We start from the raw sequence: 17,254 nt of genomic DNA, 5'->3' as shown, positions 1-17,254 counted from the left end.
ATCTATGTCTTTTTTATGCCAAAAATCCCTTACCAAACCCTGGTGGAGGACCGTTTTGTGCGTAAACTTCCGTTCGTTCTAGATACAGTTTTGTTGCTTTGTCCGACGGATCGATTTCCAGAACATTTCGGAAACCTTCCCCTGCTTTCACAAACTCTCCGTCCCAAAACAAATTCACACTTTCTTCAAATTGTTCTTTGGTTTTTAGTTTTATATCAAAGGACTCTTCCACACCTTCCACTAACACTTGCGCAATTCCAATTAACTTCTGTTTGGCTGGAATTTTTATAAAATCCAATAACCTATGAGGATAAGAATCTGGATGTTGTAACTCAAGTAATGCATCTAAACTGATGATGATTTTGGCACCATATTTTTTTGTCATTGATTCTAAAGAGTTAGCAACACCCATAGAGTCTGATAAAACTGCAGATTCAATCCTTTGTTCTTCGCCAATAATACCTAACATCAATTCTCCAAAATGGATCCCGACTCCAATATGAATCTCACCCACTCGGTGAGGTCTAGATTCTTGATTCCACCTTGCAATCGTTTTGTGCATTTCAATTGCGGCTGAAATTGCATCCTCCGGTTGTCTTTCAAATAAAGCAAAAATAGCATCCCCAACATATTTTTCTATAAATCCGTTATTCGATCGGATGGTTGGGCCCACTTGGCGTAAATAATCATTTAAAAATAAAAACGTTTCCTCTGGGCTTAAAGTTTCTGATATTGCGGTAAAATCTCGAATGTCAGATGACAAAACTGACATTTGTTTTACGATAAAATCACCACGTTTGACTTTTGATTTAGAAACTTTTGAAAACAATTGAATGAGTCGCAAAGGAACAAATTTTGCATATATTTGGTTGGATGCTTCCAGTCTATGGTTTACTTCAATGAGTTCCGTTGTTAAAGTATCCATAGAAGAATAAAACCGAGCATTCCTTCTTGCGAGGAGGATACTTTGAAACAAAAAGAATACAAATAGAGAAAATGGCATTAACAGTTGAGATTGGAACCAGTAGTTACCGGCCATTAAATCATGGATCGACCCAAACATTAATAGTAGAGAACCATAAAATACCAAACTGCTATCTTTCTTTTTTTGACGGTAAATTTTTAGAATTACATAGAAGGAACAAATACTAAAAAAGAGGATCACAACTTGTGAAAAAATATTTGTTTTTGTAAATAGTTTTGCATCCGTCAGAACCACAAACGATACAAAACAAGCAGTTATACTCCAGCAAGAGTATAACATCCATTTAGGGACTTCTGATCTTCCAGGAAACAAACTCTTTAAGTATCCTAAGAAAAAACATACAAGAAGTGGTGCTGATGTATAATCCAACACTTGCATCCAATGCCAGGAAAAATCGGGGAATGCATAAACAATATAAAAGTTATCAAGAACCACTAAACGTAGGCCGGTAAACAAACAAAACAATGCAAAGAAAAGTGAACTTTTTTCTTCTCTACGAAAGAAAAACACTGTGAGTTGGTATAATGCCATGGTTAACATAGCACCAAAAACAAAGACTTCTCCAGCCGAATAAACTAATGATTCATTTTGAATGACTTCTTTGGTTCCAATTTCAATTGGTTTTCTGTACCCACCACGAGCATGATGAAAATTACTAACAACAAAAAGTATTTCCTGTTCTTCACTTTCAGGTTGAAAGGATACATATTGGATTTGGTATTTAGGGACTGCGGAGAGTTCGTCAGTTCCTACCTTTCCTGAACTTGCAATTTTTTGTCGATTGATGTAGAGTTCATAAGAGCTAGTTGCTGGTTGGACTCGAAGATAATACCGTATCTTTACATCCGGCACTTTAAATGTTAGGCGGAATACGGCAAAACCATCACCACCTTCCCCCTCAGGTCGGTAGGAATTCCAAGAAGAAGGAACTTTAACGTAAGTTTTGTTAGGCTCCTTTATTTTTTCAAATAAACTTTCTCCATATATTTCACCCCAATAAAATTCCCATTCACCACCAGTTGAAAGTTTTTTATTTTCTTTTACATATTCAAGTGGAAGTTCGAGATACCCCTTTACTGCTTCAGGAGCGGGATCCAAATTACAGGATAAAAACACCAAACTAGAAAAGAAAATGAACAAAACGAAAGAGATTGTTTTGATTATTTTTCCCATGCAGAAACCCCATCCCAATCTTCACCCACACCAGCAGTTTGGTGATATTCGCATCGTTCTATATAAATTTGTGCAGCCAAATCATCTGGGTTATCGGCAAATACAGCTCTGAATTTTTCTAATGCGGAAACAAAGTCTGCTCGTTCATAATCAAAAATTGCTGCTTCAAATTGGTCCTTGTTTTCAATTTTTTTATTAGATATCGGATCAATATCAGGAATTAGAACTTCTGCGATCATCACAGTCTCTTGTTTTCCTTTCACACGAACAAAATCTAAAATCCGATAAGGAATTGTATCCAAATCTTCGTGTAACATAAGAGAGGTGAGACTTACAAGAATCCTTGCTCCATATTTTTTGGTTAAACCTTGGATACGGCTCGATAGATTGACTGTGTCAGCAATGACTGTAGATTCGAGTCTTTCCTCTTCTCCCAAAATTCCAAGCATGGTATCTCCCGAATGAATTCCAATACCGGCATGGAGTGGTAAATAACCAAATGATCTTCTGCGTTCGTTGTATTTTTCCAATTCCCACTGGATGTCTTCTGCAGCTTTGATGGAATTTTGAATTCCCCCATCAAAAAGAGCCATAATGGCACTTCCAATGTATTTATCGATGAAACCATTATTTTTACGAACACAAGGTCCAATCCTTCCTAAATAAGAATTGGTGAATAACATTCTATTCTCTAATGGAATCGAATAAATAATATCCCAATACTCCCAAATGTCTGCAAACAAAACAGTCATCTCTCTTTCGCTGCTATCACCTAACCGAACCTCTTCGATACTTTCTTTGCCGAGGTGAGTCAAAAAGTCGCGGGGAATAAACTTTGCATAAAAACGATTGGTTAAAATAAATTCTTCGTTGATGGATTCAAATTCATCTTTTAAAGACAGTTTTTTTCGAAAGGTCCTTGCCGTACGAAGTGTCACAATTGTCGATTGGACGCCAAAAAACAAAAACACAGCAATTTGTGATAAAGTGGAATCGCCTTCGCCACTATACGCGAGGAATACATCATAAACAAATCCAAAAAATAAAACCAGGTATCCTAAAAAGAAAATTCCGGCATCGGGCAATCCTTTGACCACCATTTGGTACAATCGAATTCCCAAAAACACAGCATAAACAATTCCCAATACTTGAAAAACAACTTCAAACTCAGTATAAATTTCCGGTTTAATGATCAAACCATAAACTAACATAAACTGTACGTAGGCGCTAAAGTAAAGAATGAGTTTTGTGTCTATGAATCGAGGGAAAAGACCATCCACAAACCATAAAAATAGAATTCCTAAAACAAAAACAGATGCATACTCTACATAAATTACTAAATCCCAAGGGATATTGGGAAACATAGCGTATATGGTTTTACTCCCAATAAAGGGAATCCTTGCTGCAAACACCAAACAGAAAAATCCAAAATAGAAAGCTTCTCTTTGTTTCTTTCGATAGAAAAATAGAATAAAATGATACAACCCAAACATGAAAATAGCACCTGTTAATGCTAGATCCAAAGTACTTTGCGCTAGAATATAATTTTGAACATTTTCTGCGGGACCAAAAACGGGTGCACTCGGAAGGCCACCTTCTTTGTGATGAAAATTACTGACCTCTATACGAATCTGTAAGTTATCTTTTGCTGAGATTGTAAAACTTTGACCCCAAGCACTTGGCGTTGTTGTTTCCTTATTCACACCAGGAACACCGGAAGCCAAACTTCTGTTACCTGCCATCAATTTAAACGAGGTTCGCACCTCTGGCAAATAAACCGAATAGATCTGACTTTCTTCGGGAAGTTTAATATCTAAAACATAAGTTCCATATCCTTTTCCACCAGGAAACCCTGAACGTAAGGGAACCTGATTCCAAAGAGAGGGAACGGGGAGATAGGTGGTTGGAATCGCATCGGGTGGCACGTTCAGTGCCCTAGGAAAAAATTTCCAATCACCTTGGAGTGTGATGGCAGACCCTGACCCAAAGGGATAAGACTGCAGGTCCAATTCCCCAGAATGAATTTGAGGCGAAGGAGTCACCATACGACAAGCCGTAGTCAAAACTGTGAGGGAAAGGTAGATTAATTTTTGGCGGGTCATCCCTAACCTTCAGAGACTCCCGAGGACATGGATTTGGAAAGGAAGTTTTCGAAATTAAAAAAATAATATTTTTTGGTTTGTACGACCGCAATGATTAGCTATTATGTCTCTTAAATGAAAACCCCATCCGGTCCGAATAAAGCTGCCCTTGCCTACCAAATTTTAGGCCGCTATTTACCGGATGAAGTGTTCGCCCATTTGAGTGATTCCGAAATCGAATCCCTTCTCTTGAAAGTGGAAGCCAATCCATCCCCGACCAAAGGGCAAGAAAAAGACATCCTCCTCTCCTTTACAAAATTCCTCCAAAAAAAAGGTAACCAACCTGGTCGTGGCAGTTACAATTTGAAGGATGAATATACGAATCACGGATATTCTGCAAAAACTCCGGGTGCAAATTTCAGCGGCAACAGCGGCCCTACCGGCAAAGTTCCAAGACGCGACGAATCTACGAATCACGCATATCCACCCAAAAACGGGGGAGAAATCGAGCCTACTTTCGGGAAAGCACCACTCGGGGGCGGTTATGCGAATAGCGATGATTATGCCCGAAATTCTGGAGGAGCAAACGGGAAATATACGAATAGCGAATACCCAGAAACGAACGAATTGTATTCGCTACTCGAAGAAATATTAAAAGAGGAAGATTCCAAACGGGTAGGCCCCATTTGGTCAGAACTTCCTAGTTATTCCTTGGAAATGCTCCGAAACCTGACTGTGGACGAATCTGCAGAAACCGTGGCTCGAGTTTTGAGTTTTTCTGATCCAGAAGCTGCCTCGGAAGTTTTGGCCGAATATCCGGAAAGTCACAGGGAAGAGGTCATTTTGGCACTTTCGGAAATTGACTACCATTCGGACCAAGAAAGGGACAAGTTGGATCGTTTCCTTCGCTTCAAATTGGAGCTCATCCAGAAAAAAATGCCGGTTTCGAAGGTCCGCAGCCGGAAAGCCAAAACAGCAGGTGAAATTCTCACTAGACTTCCTTTTTTGCCATCTCAAAATTTAATTGAACGAATTCAGAAAAAAAGCCCAGAATATGCCGAAACTATAGTAGAACACTACTTTCGTTTGGAAGACCTCCTTCATTTAGGAAGGACGAGCCTCACTCGATTTTTTTCTGAGATCCATCCTCTTGTCATTGCTTGCGCATTGAAAGGAGTAGAGACGGATTTTCGCGACCAAGTATATTCCAATTTGGAATCTTGGCTTGTGAAAGAAATAAAGATCGAATGGGATTCGTTAGGTCCAGTTTCTTTAGCAGAAATCGAAGAAGCCCAAAAGGGAATCTTGGATCGACTGCGTGAAGCGATGGATGAAGGCAAAGTGAAACTCTGGAGATTGAAGTAAGTATATGGCAAAACTCGTTTTTAAACCCATTCAAATTGCCGACTTACAAGAAGAAGTTGAGATTCAACTTCCTGATAAGTACAAAAAATTTCATAAAACCGACGAACAAGAAGACTTCGAGATAGACCAAGAGGGAAATATCATCGAACAATACCAAGGTCCATCGATTGAAGAGATCGAAGCGGAACTTCAAAGGTATCGCCAAGAAACAGAAGAGCAAGTTCGTCAATTATTAGAAGACGCAAAAAAACAAGCCAAAGCCATTGAAGAAGAAGGTAGAACCAAAGCCTTCCAAATGGTTCAAGACTCCAAAGAAAAAATCAAATTAGAAGAAGACTCCGGCCGTGCCAAAGCGGAACAAATCTTAGATCGTGCTAAGATGGAAGTCGAACGTATGATCAAAGAAGCCGAAATGAAACAGGCTGAGATCGAACACGAGGCATATCAAAAGGGTTATGATGCTGGTCGAGAAGTTGGATTCAAAAAAGGCCAAGGGGAAGTTAGGCGACTCATTGACCGACTAGGAACTATCATTGGTAAGGCGATTGATATTCGTGAAGAAATGATTGCTGCCTCCGAAAAACAAATGGTAGAGATGATTCTTGTCATCGCAAGAAAAGTAATCAAAGACGAAATCATCGAACGTAAAGAAATTGTATTAAACAACATTCGAGAAGCAATGAAACGAATCAAAGACCGTGATAGGATTGATATTCGTGTTAACTTTGCTGACTTGGAACTTACTACGGCACACAAAGACGAACTTATCAAACTTATGGAATCACTTCGTAAGGTCAATATTTACGAAGATTCTCGAGTGGATCGTGGTGGTGTTATCATCGAAACAGACGTGGGAGCTATCGACGCAAGGATTTCTACTCAGCTCAAAGAAATCGAAGAGGCTATTCGAAACGTCGAACCGATATGATTTCGAAAATCCGTATCTACCAACTCGTATTCGGGTTCGCATTTGTTTTGTTTCCAGCTATTATCGGTTTGGCGGCAGATCCATGCGGAAACATGATCACTTCCTTCGAAAAACCAGTCGTTTTAAAAACAGATTGGTTATTTCGTAAGGGAGATAATTTAGACTGGAGAGATGAAACCGTTGAAGAATCTTTCTGGGTCAAACGTTCTGTACCGGATTACGGAATTTCAAAAACAGAAAACCTAACAGGATACCATTGGTATAGGTGTTCTTTCTATTTACCCGAAAATTACACAACACCTGTAGAACCAATCGCCATCCAACTAGGTCGGATCAGAGACATTGATGAGTTTTATTTAAACGGAACCTTAATCGATAAAACGGGAACTGTTCTGCCACGATTGGAAGTGGATTTTCAGAAAATAAGAATTTATTCCCTACCCACTCACCTTTTAAAACCAGGCCTTAATGTGATGGCGATTCGCATTTATGCAGCAACAAACCTAAATGGTCTCAAAGAAGCACCTACTATTGCCAAAGAACGTTTGTTACGTGAAGCAGCATTCTCCAAAGAAGCATTCGCCATGGTTTGTGGTTATGTGTTTATCTTTATGGGGATTTACTTTTTAGTTGGTTCCATTGTTCGCGGACGTGCAGGCGAAAATTTTTTCTTTGCACTCTTTTCCATTTTTATGGGAATTTATGTTTTGATTCGAACGCAACATAGAGATATTTTATTTGAAAGTTTTACTTGGTCTTATGTTGCCGAACTGTTAGTCCTCATTTGTTTACCAGTATTTTTTATCAATTTCATGCACCAGTATTTAAAGATAAAACGTAATGTCGTTTTGTTGGTATATGAAGTATTCCTGTTTGTTTTATTCGTAATTACTTTATTTTTTAGAACACCTAAAACGTGGATTTTGGTTATAGCCCTTTTCAATTACGTTTTACCAGTAGCGATGGGCCTTGTGATTTATCTGTTTGTCAAAAACGGAAAGGCAAATATAGCAAAGGTAAAATTCATTTTAATAGGGATTGCATCTTTATTACCTACCATTCTTATCGATAGTCTCTCTGCATTAGAAATCATATCTATGCCAGGAACTTTGTATATAGGATTCCTTATTTTTCTTGTGATGATTTCCATCCAACTTTCAAACGATATTGTTCTGGGTTTAGAAAACTTTATCGAACAAGAAAAAGAATTAATCCAAATGGAACGAGTTAAAACAGGTTTTTTGATTAATTTGTCTTCTGAGTTTAAATCAGGGATGGAAAAAATCAAAAAAACCATAGACAATATTTCGACAAACAGTGGAAAAATTACTTCCAAAGAACCAACAAAATTAACCACAAAGTCTGCTGCAAAAAAGAAAACAAAGACCAAATCAAATTCCAAACAAGATTTAGATCCGGTCAAACAAGCGGAAGATCATATCTCTTATATGAGTTATATGGTAGAAGAGGCTATGCTTCTACGCAAACTAGAAGAAAAAACGTACATTCCTTTTTATGAATCTTTTTCCGTTGCGGAACTACTCAGAAACTGTGTTTCAAGTGTAGAAAACCATCTGGAACAATATAGAAAAAACATTTCTATCGAAATAAAACCGAGTGATTTAGAAATTTATTTCCCCAAAGAACTTTTGTTTTGTATTCTAAGGAATCTTGTGGAAAACGCATACCAATACACAGATCCCAAAACAGATATTAGCATCGAGTTTTTTAATCGTGATGGGTTTCACCAACTCATTGTTATGGATGAAGGAATGGGCCTTAGCCAATTGGAAATGGAAACCATTTTCCAAAAATTCGTTCGAGGGTATCGCGACAAAAAAAATGAGATCCCTGGAGCTGGAATTGGTCTTACGTTGGTGGAAGTTACCACAAAGTTTTTAGGTGGAACAGTAAGTTTAAAATCAAGCGAAGGTATGGGAGCCAAATTCACAATTCGTATCCCGGAGAAACCTAAAAAATGAAATCCTTTAGTTTTTATAAATTATTAATTCTTAGTTTCATTTTACTTGCTTCTAATTGTTCTCGCTCCACAGATGAAAACACTATTGTACTTCGTTTGGATGGAGACGACTGGGGAATTTATTTTAATGATAATGCAGACATTCTTAGTAATGAGTTTAACGCTAACAACTTAGATATCACTACGGTCCCTAGTAATTTCCGCAACTTAAACAAATCCTATCGTGGTGCTATCTGGATTCGTAAAAGTTTTGAAATCACAACTGAACAACACCAAAAATCTCTGGCTTTACAACTTGGAAAAATTTATCAATCAGATGAAGTATTTATCAATGGAGTTCTCATCGGGAAAAATAATTCTGCTTTTGGAAAAGATCCAGATGAGTTTGCTTTTGGTAGACCTAGAATTTATCCGATTCCACATGATTTATTATTAGAAGGAGACAACGTTTTAATTGTAAGAATTGATTCTTCACTATCCACTTCTGCCGGAGTCATTACTGGTCCCATTCGTATTGTCACCTATGAAGAAGCATTAAATGGAAATCTTTACGATTCACTAGTAGAACTTATCTTTGTTGGTTTTTATCTTTTTATCGCATTATTTTTCTTTATCAACTATTTCAATTTACGTGATAAAAAAGAATATCTTAGCTTTAGTATCTTAGCTCTAATTTTTTCTGCTTATGAGTTATCAAAAAATGAAGTTCGATTTTTTTTGATAAGTGAGTTTGCAATATTAAAATTCATAGAGTATTCGTTTTTATTAATTTTACCCTATAGTTTTATAAAGTTCATCCAAGACTTTTTTGAATTAAAACCTTTCAAATTTCAAAGATTGTATTTGTTAATGCAGTTTTTCTTTATCGCAGTTTTTGCCATCATTCAAAATCCAGTTTTTTGGTATAACTTCATCGGATATTGGGACATCCACTTACTTGCTGTGATTGGTTATGCAATTTATGTTACCTTTAACAAGTTCCGAGACCAAACTCGCGGTTCCACCATCCACCTCCTTGCACTTGTTTACTTACTTTATTCGATACTAAAAGAGATTTTAATTGAAAGAGGATATCTCAACTCACCATCTTCCTTAGAAACAAGTTTCTTAGTGTATTTGATTCTGATGACTCTTGCTTTACGTTTTCAGTTTTTGATTATGAAACGAAAACTTCAAAATCGTTATGAAAGACTGAAGGAAGCAGATTCCCTTCGAGAAAAGATTTTTTATTATATGGATGCAATGATTTCAGGACCTCTGAAATCCATGAAAGAAAAATTAATAATATTTCGTGAATCAACTCAGAAAACAAAAGATAAAAACTTAGTAAAAGAAGTGATCGAAGTACAATCCTCCATCGACAATGTGATGGATGATATCATTGAACTTTCAAGGTTAGAAGTATTAAAAGAAGTTCCCGTCAAAGAACAAGTTAACTTTATCTCATTTATTAACGAAGTGATTCCTGAAGATGATATCACTTATTCTATCAAAGTAAATCCTGAAACCGAAATCCATAATAGTTTGGATTTAATTAACTCTGTTGTTGTAAGGTTGGTTGATTTTCCGCCATTCAAAGAATTCAATCATAATGATTTGATCATCACTCAAGATTTGAGAGGGAATATTCACTTTCGGTTTTTATTATTCCATAGCAATCCAAAGGTTTCGCAAAGATTGTTTAGTGATTTAGTTGAAAACTACAACGCACTAACTCCCGTAAAAGTTAAATGGGCAATCATTCTGGAGATTGTGCGTTTGTTAGGTGCAAAAATCGATTTCAAAATCATTAAAAAGAAATACTTAAAAATCGATTTAGGAATTTCTGCAATTGTTCCTGTATCTGAGTTACAACCAATCAAGGAATCACAAAACATTTTAAAAAATTCTTCAGGCAAACCACAAAAAGAAGATTGGAAAGTGACTCTAAAACGTTATTGGAAATTTTTAAAAGAAACGGAAATTAAGATCCCTAATTTCAAAAAGAAAAAATAATACAAATTGATTTTATGATCATCAAGTATCTAACACAACCTAATCCGGAATCCTTAATGAAGGCCTTTGAGGGTTGCCAAGAACTAACCTTTTCAAAGGATGAGTTTTTATTCCATGGCGGGGATACTGTAGCTTATATGGACTTACTTGTTACCGGGGATTTACAAGTATTCAAATACGACGGCAACATGAATGAAGTCACCTTAACTTTTTTTCGTCCAGTAAGTATCATTGCAGAATGGGCTGTAATCCAAGGAATTCCCTATCCTGCTTCTGGAAGATTTACTAAAAAAAGTACAATCTTAAGAATGCCTCTCACGGAGGTACAAAGTCGAATTCATAAAAACATTGAACTGAATCATATTCTTATGCATTCATTGATGACCAAAATCGATACATTAAACTTAGCAATCAATCGTGGCCTAACAATGGATGCGATGCAAAGAGTAGCGCATTTTTTATTTTATGGAACACCTGATTCTTTACAGTTGAAACAGACTCAAATGGCTTCCCTTCTTTATTTAAGACCGGAAACATTCTCAAGAATTCTGAAACAACTAAAAGACCAAGGTCTTGTTGATACCCAAAAAGGAGAAATCAGCATTTTAGATAAAGAAGGTTTACTTAAAATTTTAGCTTAGTTCTTGATTTGCATCAATGAAATGATTCTAATTTTTATTAGGATCAAAATATGAAGATTTCTTTCTTTCGTTTCAGTCTTTGGAACACCGCTTTTCGTCCTTTTTTTTGGTTCGGTTCCGTATATGGCATTTTAGTGATCGGATTTTGGTTACTCGTTCTTTCGAACGCAATCACCAATCCCATCCAGATAAATTCTATCCATTGGCATTCCTATGAAATGGTTTTTGGATTTTCAAAAGCGATTGTCCTCGGTTTTCTTTTTACAGCAGTCCAAAACTGGACCAACTCAAGTATCTTAAAAGGGAAAAATTTATTTTTTCTATTACTCTTTTGGACCTTGGGAAGAATCTCAATGTATCCGCTTGGATTTTTATCCTATTTATCTTTTGGTTTAGATATTAGTTCAGACCTGATGGTCATTCTCCTCCTCTATCCAAAATTGATGGTTCCAACTCAAAAACACAACCAACCAATTGTTTTTCATTATGGATTATTTACCATATTTCATTTGTTAGCTGGCTTTTCTGCACGTTCAGTTTTAGATCCAGAACAAACATTGTTATATGTTCATTTAAGTATATTTGTAATCCTCTTCCTCATTTTAATTATTGGAGGACGAGTGGTTCCATTTTTTTCTGGAGTGGTCATTCCAGGATATTCCTTCAAACGGATGCCAAAATTAGAATCAGCAATCCTATATTTACCCTTTGTTTTTTATATTTCAAAACTTTTAGAAGGATACTTCGCTTCGAATGTATCTTTTAGTATCGATTCATTCAGTTTTACTGACATTATACTTCCATTTTCTTTTTTGATTAGTTTTTCTTTGTTTGTTACGAATGTAGTTCGTTATCTTTCTTGGAAACCATGGAAATCATACAAAAAACCAATTTTATGGATTTTGTATACAGGATACTTTTGGGTTTGTTTGGGATTTTTATTTTATAGTTTGGTTTCTCTCGGATACTTTCCTATATCTTCTGCGATACACAGTCTGACTATTGGTGGCATTGGAGTTTTTATTTATGGTATGATCACTCGAGTAAGTTTAGGACATACAGGAAGAAGTATTGTAGCGTCACCACTCACAGTAGGTGCCTATATCATTTTGAATTTTGCGGTAATCGCCAGAGTTCTCTTCCCTTTATTCGGAAAGTATAATTTAGCTTATCATCTCTCTGGAATCGGCTGGATTCTCGCGTTTACTTTATTCATCCTACAATACACAAAGATTTTATTCAGCCCAAGACCAGATGGGAAACCATCATAAATCTCAAGTTTAAACTCTTATGGCTCTTCGAAAAAACTCTTGGAGAGAATCGAGGAGCCTTTCGGGATGAAACAACATTTGATAACTAGCATTTCTCATCATCGATGGAATTGTTGGTTTTTCCTCAGTTCCAATTGCCAAAGTAAAAACCTGGACTCCATTTAACAAACATTCACCGACAGATTTATTTACATCTTCAACCCCATACTTCCCTTCATACTGATCATAATCATTGGGACGAGCGTCTGTGATGAGAATGATCCATTTTTGTTTATAGGATGTTTGTTTTAGTATGGAACTTGTATGGCGAAGGGCTGGGCCAACCCGAGTGTATCCAATTGGTGATATAGACCCCAAACGATCACGGACAAAGCCCCAAGGTTCCGATAATTGTTTCAAATGTAGGAATTGATTAAAATTACGAGTTCTAGAATAAAAACCAGCGATTCCAAAAGGAATTTTTAACTCTTCCAAACATTCAGAGAATAGGAGTAAACTTTCCCTCTCCACATCTAAAATTCTTTTTTCTTGGATCCATGAATCTGTAGACAAACTTATATCAACAAGGAAATACAATACCATGTCCGAAATATCTCGAATGGGATTCATATAAATTGTTTCTGATGGACTAATCTTTGCTTTGATGTCCGCATAACGATCCACAAGAGCATCCAAATCAATATCAGCACCCGCAACCAATCTTTTTTTGATTCGAGTTTGGTTTAGAAGAGCCATCATCTTCTTTTTCAGCAACGTCAGAGTGGAATGTTGTTTCTCTAATATTTGTTTTGTATAATGGCCGTCTTTCTGTTTGGGAAATTCTTCTACAACATTACAGTAGTCTGGTTTATAGTTTTTTAACTTATAATCCCACTCTGGATAAGAAAAATGATTTCCAATTTCCTTTTCATCTAAAATTTCCAGCGTTGTTCCAGATCCTGACGCACTGGTTCGAGTGGTATGAACTGGATCTTCCGTTCGAATGATATGTTTTAAGTTCAGCTCTTGTAAAGCATCCTCTTCTTCCATATCCTCCTCACCGTCAATGTCACGCCATTGCCCATCAAACTCTTCTACAGTTTCGATTTTTTCGAAATTATGGCCTAACGTATATTCTTCTATTTTTTTCTCATCAACTTCCAAAACTTCAGCATCACTTGGATCCAATTTTTGTTTTGATTCTTTGGACTTTACTTTTTGTTTATCAGATTTTGATATAAAATCTTTTCCTGTGGGAAACTCATGTTTTAAATCAGAGATACATGAAGTTGCTTGAGTGAATATAGAAGTGAGTTTCTGGTATTGTATTAAATCTTTATTTCGAATTTTTAATCTCTCGATTCGAATTTCTTTCCAATCACTACGAATGCCAGGAAATACATTTAAAAAACTTCGAAACAAATAAAAGAAATGATCCCTTGTTATGGGCCTTTCTTCATTTATCTTTTTTGAATCTTCTTTCTTCTTTGTTTCAACTGCTTCGAGATTATAAAGATAAGCGAGATAAGCAAGTAAGATCCTTACATATTTCTTGGAAGTGGATTCTGATAAAAACAAGTGAACCAATTCCGGAAATTTCAAATAGTTTTGTCCAAAACTTATATTTTCCCCACCAAATATCAGAGTGGTTGGTTCATTTTTTAATGTTTGTAAATATCTTAAGATTCGGCCTTCTTCTAACTCCATCAGATATCCATAATACGGATTAGGTGGTGTGAGTTTTTTTCGGATTTTTTTCCAAAGTTTATGACCCTGGTAAAATATAAACTGATCCCATTCCAATGTTTTGACCTAAAAAATCAAATCGAAGCTGTCTTGTAAGGCTGCAACTGTATCATTGTCATCCGAGAGAGGCAAAATGATCGCTGTCCTTCCTGCAAGCCGAGAAGGAAGACCTTTGACAATTAATTTGGCACAAGAAACAAGAAGTCTTGTCGAAACAGTCTCCGCCAAACCTAATTCTGGTTTGTTCCTAACAAGGTTAGCAAATTGAACTAACTTTTTGGCTAGTGTTTCGCTGATACCAGTTTCTCCCACAATGATTTTTTCTTCCACAGCCGTTTTCGGGTAAGGGAAATCCATTCCAATAAATCGTTGTTTGGTGGATGGTTTTAATTCCTTAAATCCTCTTTGATATCCTGGATTGTAGGATGCAACGAGTAAAAAATCTGGATGTGCACTCACCTCTTCATTTTTTCTTTCTAAAAATAAAGTGCGACGGTGGTCGGTTAAAGAATGAATGGTTACTAGTGTATCGGGTCTTGCTTCTGCAATTTCATCCAAATAAACAATGGCTCCTTCTTTAACTCCTGTTGATAAGGGACCATCCATCCAAATGGTATCGGCACCTTTAACTAAAAATCTTCCGACAAGATCCACAGAAGAGGTTTCATCGTTACACAAAATTGTAATGAGCCTACGACCCATTAGGTGAGCCATATACTCCAAAAATCGAGACTTACCGGATCCAGTGGGGCCTTTCAACAAAAGCGGCAGAGAGTTTTCTGCCGCCATTTGAAAGATTTCTATTTCCTTACCGATTGGTTCGTAATAGGGTGCTTTCTTTGTTAACATAAATTAATCGAGATCACCAAGATTTTTTCCAACAGCTTCATTGGAAGGAAGACCATGTCGAATGAAATCCACAATAAAGTAAGCGATACCAACAGTAAAAAGAGTAGCAGCAAGTAACATTCCAATAAAATGGAATATAATTTCTTTTTGAACTACAAGGAAGTCCATACCCAATTTACGCTCCAGATACACTTGTGTGATTCCGGCAACAGCGAGTGCCCCTGTCATTCCTAACATTCCGATATTGGATGCCCAAAATGCCAAATAACCAGACATTCCAGTAAATAGTTTTCTACCTGTTAAATTTGGCATCGCATAAGAAATCACAGCTAACACTAACATAGCGTAGGCTCCCCAGAATGCAAGGTGACCGTGCATCGCAGTGATGAGTGTTCCATGAGTCCATTGGTTGACAGAAGGCCAAGTATGCGCAAAACCTAAAAATCCAGCACCAATGAAGGACATCATAGCACTTCCCAGAGTCCAATAAAGAGCAATTTTGTTAGGATGGTTTTTTCCTTTTTTGCGATACATATTGAGTGCCCAAATCGCCATCCCGAGAAAAGCAAGTGGTTCTAAAGCAGAAAAAATTCCACCGACCATAAGCCAATACTTAGGAGTTCCGATCCAATAGTAGTGGTGACCCGTACCCAAAATTCCAGAAAGAAAGGTTAAACCCACAACTACGTATAACCATTTTTCAATGACCTCTCTATCCACTCCTGTAAGTTTGATGAGTAAAAAGGCAAGGATACCACCCATAATGAGTTCCCATACTCCCTCAACCCAAAGATGAACCACCCACCATCTAAAGTAAGAGTCAAGTGTTTGGTTGTCAAAGTAGATCATACCTGGTAGATAAAGTAAAGCCGCACATAATAATCCAAAGAATAACACAAGCTGTGTTGTACTTCTTTTTTTAGCCTGCCATATAGTCATAGCGATGTTAAACAGAAATGTTAATACATTTACAACAACCAAATAGTCGAGTGGTCTTGGGATTTCTAAAAACTTACGGCCTTCCCACCAATTAAAATGAAAACCAATAATGGCAATCACCCCAACAACAACCCAAGATAAAAGTTGAATGTAAGCTAGTTTAACACTATACAACTCTCTGTCTGATTCTTCGGGAATGATGTAATAGGCAGCTCCCATAAACCCGGTTAACAACCATACGACGAGTAAATTCGTATGTGTGGCCCGAGCGGTATTAAATGGAATGAAATCATGTAGTCCATCTAATCCAATACGAGCAAATCCCATTATGAAACCATATACGATTTGTAAAGATAAGAGTAACATACAAGTTGCAAAGAACCAATATGCGACCTTTTGTGATTGGAATCTCATTGTTTCTCCTTATTTCAACGCAGAAAGGTAAGTTACAATATCTTTTCTTTCTGGGTCAGTTAACGGCAACTTTGGCATATTTGTTCCCGGTTTGATGGCTTGCGGATCTGATAACCAACGATTGAGATAATCAGAATCGAACTTAGAACCTACATGATCAAGTGCAGGCCCAACATTTCCACCCTTACCACCTACTGCATGACAGGCGATACAAAGTTGGGAAAATTTTTCCGGTTGAGACAAAACAACTGCATTTGATTTAACCTGTGGGACTTGCGGAGTTGCAATGGAATCAATGGGAATATTTGGTTTAGGAGGCCATCCGTTGGCATTAATTTTACCTACCCAGTCAAGAAACGCAATGACTTGCACTTTCTCTTCCTTTGTGAAGTTATACTTCACCATCTTCCTTTCTCCAGGAAACATTGCCTGTGGATCATCTAAAAACACATCGATCCATGTGGCACCACGTCTTTCGACTACCTTTGTAAGATCTGGGGCATAATAAGCACCTTCACCTAACAATGTATGGCATCCCATACAATTGTTTTTTTCCCAAATTTCTTTTCCTTTCAGAACATCTTCTGTCATATTCTGCGCATTGGTTCGGGTATCATTTTGTCGCACGGTATCCACTGTGAGAAACACAAAGATTGCACTGAACAAAAAGGTGCCCCCCAAAAAGAACGCCCTTGCTTGCGATTTAGATAGCATCCTTACCTCCTAATTTTCATTGTATGAATTGTAGGTGCAGATTTTAATTCTTACATTGATTCAAATCAAGTACGATTTCATATTTTTACATTACAATAAGTTTAACAAAACAGAACGAACGTTAATTGAATATTAGAATCATTATAAGCCATAACAGAACTCTGTTCGCACTGCCAAACCGTACAGATTGTTC

General features: G+C 36.9%; 12 protein-coding genes. 6 read left to right on the top strand and 6 right to left on the bottom strand.

All coding sequences use genetic code 11. The annotated features are described in order from the left end of the window. Window positions 1-13 precede the first annotated feature (13 nt). Both EHQ70_RS00605 and EHQ70_RS00600 read right to left on the bottom strand, forming a co-directional pair. Window positions 14-2,158, bottom strand: coding sequence for an adenylate/guanylate cyclase domain-containing protein (locus EHQ70_RS00605; protein WP_135583040.1), 2,145 nt, complete (start codon window positions 2,156-2,158; stop codon window positions 14-16). After that, a complete protein-coding gene (locus EHQ70_RS00600; protein ID WP_135583039.1) occupies window positions 2,146-4,260 on the bottom strand; it encodes an adenylate/guanylate cyclase domain-containing protein in 2,115 nt (704 codons plus the stop codon). Before EHQ70_RS00600 ends, EHQ70_RS00605 begins: the two co-directional genes overlap by 13 nt. Before the next feature lie 114 nt (window positions 4,261-4,374). Between EHQ70_RS00600 and EHQ70_RS00595 the strand changes: the two genes are divergently transcribed. The 6 genes from EHQ70_RS00595 to EHQ70_RS00570 are packed head-to-tail and all read left to right on the top strand — an operon-like array spanning window position 4,375 to window position 12,420. Further along, on the top strand, window positions 4,375-5,604 hold the full coding sequence (locus EHQ70_RS00595) for a FliG C-terminal domain-containing protein (RefSeq protein ID WP_135583038.1): 1,230 nt from the start codon (window positions 4,375-4,377) through the stop codon (window positions 5,602-5,604). 4 nt (window positions 5,605-5,608) lie between these two features. Next, window positions 5,609-6,532: a flagellar assembly protein FliH gene (gene fliH / locus EHQ70_RS00590; RefSeq protein WP_002973208.1), complete on the top strand. Its 924-nt coding sequence runs from the start codon at window positions 5,609-5,611 to the stop codon at window positions 6,530-6,532. Continuing rightward, on the top strand, window positions 6,529-8,514 hold the full coding sequence (locus EHQ70_RS00585) for a sensor histidine kinase (protein WP_135583037.1): 1,986 nt from the start codon (window positions 6,529-6,531) through the stop codon (window positions 8,512-8,514). Before fliH ends, EHQ70_RS00585 begins: the two co-directional genes overlap by 4 nt. Continuing rightward, entirely contained in the window at window positions 8,511-10,508 is a 1,998-nt protein-coding gene (locus tag EHQ70_RS00580; protein ID WP_135583036.1) for a 7TM-DISM domain-containing protein, read from the top strand. Before EHQ70_RS00585 ends, EHQ70_RS00580 begins: the two co-directional genes overlap by 4 nt. A gap of 14 nt (window positions 10,509-10,522) precedes the next feature. Beyond that, window positions 10,523-11,149: a Crp/Fnr family transcriptional regulator gene (locus EHQ70_RS00575; protein WP_135583035.1), complete on the top strand. Its 627-nt coding sequence runs from the start codon at window positions 10,523-10,525 to the stop codon at window positions 11,147-11,149. Window positions 11,150-11,199: 50 nt separating this feature from the next. Then, on the top strand, window positions 11,200-12,420 hold the full coding sequence (locus tag EHQ70_RS00570; protein ID WP_135583034.1) for an NnrS family protein: 1,221 nt from the start codon (window positions 11,200-11,202) through the stop codon (window positions 12,418-12,420). A 9-nt stretch (window positions 12,421-12,429) separates the two neighbouring features. Here EHQ70_RS00570 and EHQ70_RS00565 read toward each other — a convergent pair whose 3' ends face one another. Genes EHQ70_RS00565 through EHQ70_RS00550 form a run of 4 tightly spaced genes read right to left on the bottom strand, consistent with a single transcriptional unit; the run spans window position 12,430 to window position 17,061 of the window. Continuing rightward, window positions 12,430-14,202, bottom strand: coding sequence for a nitric oxide reductase activation protein NorD (locus EHQ70_RS00565; RefSeq protein ID WP_135583033.1), 1,773 nt, complete (start codon window positions 14,200-14,202; stop codon window positions 12,430-12,432). A gap of 9 nt (window positions 14,203-14,211) precedes the next feature. Further along, a complete protein-coding gene (locus EHQ70_RS00560; RefSeq protein WP_135583032.1) occupies window positions 14,212-14,994 on the bottom strand; it encodes a CbbQ/NirQ/NorQ/GpvN family protein in 783 nt (260 codons plus the stop codon). 3 nt (window positions 14,995-14,997) lie between these two features. Continuing rightward, complete coding sequence (locus EHQ70_RS00555) at window positions 14,998-16,347, bottom strand: cbb3-type cytochrome c oxidase subunit I (protein ID WP_135583031.1); 1,350 nt, start codon at window positions 16,345-16,347, stop codon at window positions 14,998-15,000. Window positions 16,348-16,356: 9 nt separating this feature from the next. Continuing rightward, the gene (locus tag EHQ70_RS00550; protein WP_135583030.1) at window positions 16,357-17,061 is read right to left on the bottom strand and encodes a c-type cytochrome; all 705 of its coding nucleotides are present in this window, start codon (window positions 17,059-17,061) and stop codon (window positions 16,357-16,359) included. Between the last annotated feature and the right edge of the window lie 193 nt (window positions 17,062-17,254).

This window comes from Leptospira congkakensis, assembly GCF_004770265.1.
GTDB classification, from domain to species: Bacteria; Spirochaetota; Leptospiria; order Leptospirales; family Leptospiraceae; genus Leptospira_A; species Leptospira_A congkakensis.
This window is presented reverse-complemented; position numbering and strand designations above follow the sequence as displayed.

Coding starts and splice junctions, on each gene's coding strand:
- EHQ70_RS00605 (WP_135583040.1), bottom strand. CDS start 2,158: ATGGGAAAAATAATCAAAACAATCTCTTTCGTTTTGTTCATTTTCTTT.
- EHQ70_RS00550 (WP_135583030.1), bottom strand. CDS start 17,061: ATGCTATCTAAATCGCAAGCAAGGGCGTTCTTTTTGGGGGGCACCTTT.
- fliH (WP_002973208.1), top strand. CDS start 5,609: ATGGCAAAACTCGTTTTTAAACCCATTCAAATTGCCGACTTACAAGAA.
- EHQ70_RS00600 (WP_135583039.1), bottom strand. CDS start 4,260: ATGACCCGCCAAAAATTAATCTACCTTTCCCTCACAGTTTTGACTACG.
- EHQ70_RS00580 (WP_135583036.1), top strand. CDS start 8,511: ATGAAATCCTTTAGTTTTTATAAATTATTAATTCTTAGTTTCATTTTA.
- EHQ70_RS00575 (WP_135583035.1), top strand. CDS start 10,523: ATGATCATCAAGTATCTAACACAACCTAATCCGGAATCCTTAATGAAG.
- EHQ70_RS00555 (WP_135583031.1), bottom strand. CDS start 16,347: ATGAGATTCCAATCACAAAAGGTCGCATATTGGTTCTTTGCAACTTGT.
- EHQ70_RS00585 (WP_135583037.1), top strand. CDS start 6,529: ATGATTTCGAAAATCCGTATCTACCAACTCGTATTCGGGTTCGCATTT.
- EHQ70_RS00570 (WP_135583034.1), top strand. CDS start 11,200: ATGAAGATTTCTTTCTTTCGTTTCAGTCTTTGGAACACCGCTTTTCGT.
- EHQ70_RS00560 (WP_135583032.1), bottom strand. CDS start 14,994: ATGTTAACAAAGAAAGCACCCTATTACGAACCAATCGGTAAGGAAATA.
- EHQ70_RS00595 (WP_135583038.1), top strand. CDS start 4,375: ATGAAAACCCCATCCGGTCCGAATAAAGCTGCCCTTGCCTACCAAATT.